We start from the raw sequence: 7,596 nt of genomic DNA on the forward strand, positions 1-7,596 counted from the left end.
TTTTATTAAGGAGGAGAAACAGAAACATGTCATTTTCTAGTCCCGGTCATCGTATCCTTCGCAGATCAATTTCTGGACATGAAGGAGAGTGGGTCAAATCATTTGATCCACCTGCAGCTAGTCCACCGACTCCAGAGTATCTGAACCCCACAAATCCGGTACCTGCATTTATTGCTCGGACTGTGAAAGATGCGAAGATGAAAATCAATAATACCGTAAGTTTAGATTTAATGAGGACCCAAGACATCAAGATGTGGAATGGCAAAGAACTAGAGTTCTTTCTCATTGCTTGTTCAGATGTAAAAGAGGCAGATAAAGGGACTTTTCCAGCTCTGACCATTCGTATTCCGCGCGGCGTAGTATTTCACGCATTTGTAGAAGGGGGTGGGCAGACACCTCATACGATTCATTGGCACGGTATTGAGCCTTCTTCCATGAATGATGGGGTTGGACACACTTCAATGGAGATTGGTGAATATAGGTATCAGTGGCAGCCTAACCATATTGGAAGCTATTTCTATCACTGCCATCGGAATACCGCCCAACATTTTGAATTCGGTTTGTATGGGTTCTTAATTGTCGAACCACCAGATGCCTTTGTTGGTCCAAACGCGGGAGGTTATCCCCGCCGTACGGCAGCAAACCTATCTGAATTTCCAGAATTCCCTGGATTCAATTCGAGTGATATTGAACTTGGTGACCCACACGCAATGACAGTTCCGTATGATGTGGAGGCACTTTGGGTAATCGATGATATCGATTCGGCCTGGCGCGAACAAGCCCATCATGCACATCAAGCCTTTGCTAAACATGGGACTCAACCAGGAGTAAATGATGAATTTCGCACGAATGATAGAGGAAGTGAAAATTTCTTTGCCTTTCATGATTATAATCCCGATTATTTCGTGGTAACAGGTAAAGATTTTCCAGGTGTTATAGGAAGTACAGTAGGTATAAGTAAGGCTCTTACGATTCCCCGTGCACTGAATAGTGGAGTCGAAGGAATGCAAATATCAATTAACGCTAAGGTTAATCAGACAATTCTAGTCCGACTACTTTGTGCGGCATATTCAAGAATTAAGGTTACCTTTCCTGTCGATGTCATCGTCATTGCAGCAGACGGTCGTGCGTTGGGTGTTCCACCTTATGGAAAATACAATCATGCCTATAAGGTGTCAGCAGGCACACCTATTGAAATGACCACTGCACAACGCATTGATGTTCTGTTCAAACCTACTAGTCCTCTAGATACCTATGCACAGATAGAATTCAGACATCTATTGAGTAATTCCTTTCTCCTTAATGGGAGAATTCCAATTGAAATCAAGTAACAGCTAGCGACCCTTAAAGAGATTCAAAGTTCTTATGTATTTTTTAGGAAGGAGGTATTTTTTATGATAGGCAATCTTGGCTTTCCGAGCTTAATTCTAATTGTATTCATGGCGTTAATTATTTTTGGACCTAATAAGCTTCCTCAATTAGGTCGCGCTGTAGGTCAAACATTGAAAGAATTTAAAAAATCTACTAGGGAAACCTTTGAAGAATTTGAACTTGAAGACGAAATGACTGAAGAACAAAAGAAGAAACCCCAAAATTCTAATCTTTAAACTTCCCGCTTAGACGGGATAAAATACATTAATATTAAAAGGGAGAGGATTTTCTACTCATGTTGAAAAGAAAAAAAAATCTCACAAAGAGAAGGTTATCAAGTAAAAAAATACTACTTGTATTGTTTGCCTTTATCTTTGTTATAACTAGTGTAAATCCCTGGAATAATGCGAATGCAATTGAAATTACTCAACCAAATGTTCCTAAATTAGCCCAGGTTGGACCAATTAACGACTTCAATGGCTTCCCTATTTGGTATAAAGACTCAAAAGGAGTAAAACTTGAGCTTTGCTTAGATGCCCAAGATCCTTTATGTGGATTGGTACCTGAAGATTTTGATCCAAATAAACCTATTGTATTCCCGGACAATTATCCTGGAGAGGCATTTTATCAACTCGCAGAAGCTGAAATGGAAGGAAATAACGGTAGGGATGATGCCCTTGTTGTGCTCGCTCTCGAAGCTACCTTTAACCAAGAGGCACCAAAAGAAGGTGACCAAACGGTTTTTGGAAGAATCCGTATTAGAGTGGAAGGATTACAGCCAAATCAAGATTATACGATTACTCATCCTTACGGACAAGATAAGATCAAAGCTGATGATGAAGGTGAAATAAATTATACAGAAGATATTGGAGCAGGAGGTCCCTTCAGTGCTGCACTTAATAGTCGCATTGGAACGTTTTTAAGATGGGATCCAGCGGTTGGACCACAGGCACCAGCTGGTTATGTTGGTAATCCAGACGTTGATCACAAGATAATTGGTGGCTATGAAGGCCAAAACTACTTTAGAATCCAGGGGCCAGGTATCGGAAGTGGTGGAAATTATTCTGCCAATGCTTGTCCAGGTATTTCTAATTGTATTCAAACAGACCAATTTTCATTAGCAGGGAAAGAAGCTACGATTGCAGGCTTAGATATTCAACAAGCCACCTATTCTCAAACGGAAGATGGTGGAGCAATTGATGTATTTGTATACTCTGAAACTGAACAAGAAATTGTAGTTACAGGTGATGGTATTGCAAGAACTCCTTTAGCCGGTGGCAATACTCAATATTATGCACATGTTCCTTATTCTGGAGATGAACCTCCAACAGAAGTTACTTTAAGGAATACTACAGATAATCCTGATTTTGTAAAAAGAATTGCACTAGTCGACCGAATCACCGCGACAGCAGTTTATAACCCAGATAACCAAAAACTATCGGTTACTGCAAAGTCGAGTGATGAGGTAGATCCTCCGACACTCACTGTTAAAGGTTTTGAAGTGAATGTCCCCGAATCTGGAACATTAGAAATCTCGAAAGTGACCTATATTTCACCGACGATTACCATCACTTCGACGAAAGGTGGAACTGTAACAATCCCTGTTGATATTAACAGTATCCCTGTTAAACCAATCCTTGTGGAGGCTAATGCAGGTGCTGAACAAAAAGTTGCTGCTCGCTCAGAAGTAACTTTAGATGGTTCAGCGTCAACAGGAGATAATCTTACTTACGTATGGGAACAGGTTTCTGGCCCAGAAGAAGTTACGCTTTCTAATGCTGATACTGTAAGAGCTTCATTTACTGCACCAGACAAAACAGGAGAATATGTATTTAAATTGATGATAACAGGTCCATATGGATCATCAACAAGCACCACAAAGGTTACCATCGAGGGTTCACAAACAATTCCTGAAGTGACAGCAAATGCCGGCCCTGACCAGACAGGTATCAAACAAGGAACTGCCGTTACACTCGATGGAAGTGGATCAATAAATGCAGTGTCCTACTCCTGGAAACAAGTAGGCGGACAAATTGTAACATTAAATGGAGCCAATACGGATAAACCGACTTTCACTTTCCCAAAACAGACAAATCCAGTTACATTTGAACTAACTGTAACAGGTGCTGATGGAAAAACAGCCAAGGACGAAGTAGAAATCTCTACTGTTCCTGATAATCTAACCGTTACAACTGCACAATATCGCACCAGGGACGGAGACTGGAGAATTGATGGTACATCCGATGTATTTGGACCTAGTGTCAGGGTTACCATTAAAATTTTCGATTCAGCCAATCCAAACGGCAAGGTTCTAGGTACAGTTAACGTTGATAATTTAGGAAATTGGAGATTTAGAGCAACAAATCTTAGCTTGGCCATTACACAAGGTGGTACAATTACCGTTGAATCAACTTCAGGTGGAAAAATAACAAATTACCCAGTAACCATTAGATAAAGTTTCATTAATAAATAAAATCCCCCTTTTAGAAGTTCTGCTAATTACAGACTTTTCTAATCGGGGGACTTTTTATTTTTATTTAATTTTCTTCTGTATCTGTATTCTCTTCCTCCTCACCGTTATTGCTTGCCGCTGCTTGACTATTATCAGAGTTGATCATTTCATAGATTTTATTATCCTTGATCCAGACTTCGGTCTTCTGACCTCTTTCATCAATCCCTCTTGCTACATGGAATGGACCAAGGTCCGGTTGTTTTTGGTGGATTCTTTGACTGATGTTAAAAATTTTAACCATTTTAGTATTCTCAAGGACAAAATCCTGAATATCCTGATTAGCTGTCTCTGAGTCCTTTGTATCCATTTCTATCGTTTCTGAGTTATTTTCGGCTGTTTCTGTATCTTTTTCAGTTGCTTCTGAATTTTTATCAGAAGTTTCTGAATTTGAGACAACTTTACTGTCATTACATCCACTTATAACTAGTGCTAAAATCATGACAAAAACCATACTGAAAAAATATCTTATTCTTTTATTCACAATGCTGTTCCTCCTTAGAAAAATAAATAAGGAAAAGAATAACTCTTTTCCTTATTTTTTTATATACCTCTGACACTTACGGAATATTACGACATTTCCTTGCGGAATTCTGCAACTTTCTATCTTATTGCTTTGGTCCTACCCTCAGAAACTACTACTGATTAGGAAGTGTAACAACCAGCGGTTCCACGAGTTCACCATTTTGAACAGTAAAACTAACTTGCAGATCTATAAAGCCTGCTTCTCCTGAATAGAATTGAACCACAGTGTAATTTCCATCTGGCAATTGTAAACCAAATTCTCCCTTACTATTAACATCAGTATAGTCCCAGTCACCGGGGTTTGCAGTGTTTTCAAAATATAAGAAAGCTCCGCCTTCAAGTAATGATACATCTTCAGCTTGGACCAGTCCTTGTACATTTCCATAAATTTCACTCATCTCGAATATACTTAGGTCGATTGATGGAACCCCATCCAAAACCTCAAATTCAATAAATTTATTAAAATACTCATTAAGCCATTCGACACCTGTAATTTCATAATTTCCATCCCCAAGGCGGTGTGAGAAAAATCCATCCCCATCAGTGCCTACTGTAAAGCCTTGATAAAAGCCTTGTAACAGCTCAGACAACAAATGAATCGTTGAATCTCCCAAAGGCTCTCCCGATTGTACAACTTGACCCGTAAAGTTAAGCTGTGGCAGGAGTAGGTTTAATGTATCATAAGCTGCACCGTTAACATACAATGCCCCCTCTTGCACCGAGAAGGATACATGCATCGGTATGGAAACATAACCAGGATTATTTTGAGTTATTGCAGTAACCAAATACTCCCCATCAAGTAATCTTAATGAAAAGTTTCCGCTCTGATCTACTACATAATAGCGAGAATATGGATCGTCATCATTCAGATCAAGAATCCCAATTTTCCCCTGACCAACTGTACCATTATCTTCAGTTACCGCTCCTACTACTGTCACAGTAGGGAGTGTAATGATAAGTTGGTTGGAGGCATTTCCATTAACAAACAATACTCCATCTTGTATTGAAAAATGGGTTTCAAGAGCAACATCACCAATGGTTTCCGAGTAATACCCTTTAACCACGTAATTCCCATCATGTAAGTCAATCAAAAATTCCCCATTTTCATCTACATCAAAACTATGCCAGTCACCTTCAGAATCTTTAAGTTCAACGAATCCTCCAGATAATGGCCCGTTTTCATCCTGAACAATTCCTATATTACTAGTCTCTAAGTCAAGATCAATTACAAATGGATTTGGAGTAGTTGTTCCATTCAAGACCTCAACATCCTGATTGATTATATACCAGTCATATGGCGGATCCATTTCATAAAGACCGGAAATAGTATAAATACCATCAGGAACACGAAGAGTAAATTCTCCATTCTCATCCAAATTTGTAATATAGCTTATTTCATATCCAGATATCATTTTGCGAATATCGACTTCTCCCAATAGTGGAGTTTCATTGTTTAGAATCTGAACATGTAAACTTTCAGGTGGTAGATTAAGTGTTAGTTCATCTACAGTCTTACCATCTACAATTATGTTTCCATTTTTCACTGAGAATAATAAATCAACTGAAGCAATTGGATTCCAGTTAGTATCTGTTATATCTTCAATCACATAGTCTCCATCTGGAATATCAGCTGAAAATCTACCGTTCTCATCGGTTAATACAGTGTAGTAACCAGAATAATCAGTAATGTTTTGAATAACAAACTCGCTATTAACAACTAAGGTATCTCCATCCATCACAACTCCACTTACAATGCCATCACCAGGAATAGCTAAATCAATAATCACTATTTCTGGACTCTCATTGTTGGCCGTTACGATTTTATTAATTGGATAAGTGTTATCTTCCGTATCAAAAGAATAAATTGTATATTCCCCTGTTGGAACACGAAGATTTAACTCCCCATTTACATTTGTACTTGCATACCATGATTCATCATCATTGAAGATTAATAAAGATCCTTTAACAGGAACCCCATTATTGAGAATTTGAACCTTTAGAGATTCTGTCGGAATAGTAACTTCTAAGCTTTCAATTTCGTCTCCATTTACTGAAACGGCTCCTTCACGAATTGTAAAACGGTTATCACCAGAGTTAATTTTGACATCATACGCATAGTTAAATGCATCGCTATAGATACTTTCAATGGAATATTCACCATCTGGCAGATCCGCTGAATAAGAGCCTTCGGAATTTACATTGGTGACAAAGATATCTTCAATTGTTTCATTATAAAAAGTTATTCTTGCGTTTCCAACAAAACCATTGCTATCACTTAAACTTCCTTGAACTTTAGTAAGATTAGTAGTCGTTACATCTATAATGAATGGATTCGGACTTGTAGTACCATTTGAAATAGTGACGGGTTCATCCAAATAGTAGAATTTGTCTTCACTATCGTAATATCCTCCAACCCTATATTCCCCATCTTGCAGTCTTAGTGAAGCAACTCCATTTTGATCCACATCTTTATAGATATAGCGGGCACCATCTTTGTTTGATTGTACAATTTCCACTTCAATATTCTTAAGCGGTTCCTCGTCCTTTATTAATTGAACGTTAAGGGAAAGTTGTGGTAATGTGACATCTAGTGATTTAGCATCAACCCCTGCTATTTGGAGTTTCCCGCCTGCAATCGAGAACTCCTTGTCTAAGTAAATAGGCGTATACAATTGCCCATCTACAACAACAAGTTCAATCTTATAATGGCCATCCACTAGTTGAAGTCCAAAGTCACCGTTCTCATTAGTAGAAGTATAGAAATATTCTCCGGTAACTACACTTTTAATTGAAATATCCACATTTTCCACTTTACCATTTTCATTTGAAATTGATCCTTTAACATTGAGGTCTTGCTCACCTCCTAGATCAATTACTAATTCAGATTGACCTTGCAGCACACCAGCTTTTACTGAGAAATTCAAATTGAGTGGGTACCATTTTTGCTCTTCGTCTACCCAGATTCCTTCGATAACAAAATCACCATCTGGTAAATTAAGGCCAAAGTTCCCATTTTCATCTATCTTGCCATTAAACCATAGTGATTCCCCTGAAACAGTACGAGCAGTTACCCAATCCCCTACTACAGGCTTCCCATTCTTCACGACCGATCCAGCTACATTTGATGCCTTCTCTGAAAGATCTATATGTAATCGTTCAGGATTGATTACTTTACCACCTTGTACCGTAAA

At 38.5% G+C, this 7,596-nt stretch carries 5 protein-coding genes; 3 read left to right on the top strand and 2 right to left on the bottom strand.

Translation table 11 applies throughout. The features are described from left to right. Window positions 1-26 precede the first annotated feature (26 nt). The 3 genes from V7097_RS18555 to V7097_RS18565 all read left to right on the top strand — a co-directional run bounded on the left by V7097_RS18555 (window position 27) and on the right by V7097_RS18565 (window position 3,826). Entirely contained in the window at window positions 27-1,331 is a 1,305-nt protein-coding gene (locus tag V7097_RS18555; RefSeq protein WP_335705128.1) for a multicopper oxidase domain-containing protein, read from the top strand. Between the two features lie 63 nt (window positions 1,332-1,394). After that, a complete protein-coding gene (locus tag V7097_RS18560; RefSeq protein WP_335705129.1) occupies window positions 1,395-1,607 on the top strand; it encodes a twin-arginine translocase TatA/TatE family subunit in 213 nt (70 codons plus the stop codon). Between the two features lie 59 nt (window positions 1,608-1,666). After that, window positions 1,667-3,826, top strand: a complete 2,160-nt coding sequence (locus V7097_RS18565) for a PKD domain-containing protein (RefSeq protein WP_335705130.1) — start codon at window positions 1,667-1,669, stop codon at window positions 3,824-3,826. Window positions 3,827-3,908: 82 nt separating this feature from the next. Here the strand turns inward: V7097_RS18565 and V7097_RS18570 are convergent, their stop codons facing one another. Both V7097_RS18570 and V7097_RS18575 read right to left on the bottom strand, forming a co-directional pair. Next, window positions 3,909-4,364, bottom strand: a complete 456-nt coding sequence (locus tag V7097_RS18570) for a hypothetical protein (RefSeq protein WP_335705131.1) — start codon at window positions 4,362-4,364, stop codon at window positions 3,909-3,911. Window positions 4,365-4,518: 154 nt separating this feature from the next. Next, window positions 4,519-7,596: MSCRAMM family protein (locus V7097_RS18575; protein ID WP_335705132.1), on the bottom strand; the 3,078-nt coding region annotated here is incomplete at its 5' end.

Origin of the sequence: Bacillus sp. JJ1562, assembly GCF_036962705.1 — a bacterium.
Classification (GTDB): domain Bacteria; phylum Bacillota; class Bacilli; order Bacillales; family Bacillaceae_L; genus Ferdinandcohnia.

Excerpts from the sequence above, each read along its gene's own strand:
- V7097_RS18555 (WP_335705128.1), top strand. The coding sequence starts at position 27 with ATGTCATTTTCTAGTCCCGGTCATCGTATCCTTCGCAGATCAATTTCT.
- V7097_RS18560 (WP_335705129.1), top strand. The coding sequence starts at position 1,395 with ATGATAGGCAATCTTGGCTTTCCGAGCTTAATTCTAATTGTATTCATG.
- V7097_RS18565 (WP_335705130.1), top strand. The coding sequence starts at position 1,667 with ATGTTGAAAAGAAAAAAAAATCTCACAAAGAGAAGGTTATCAAGTAAA.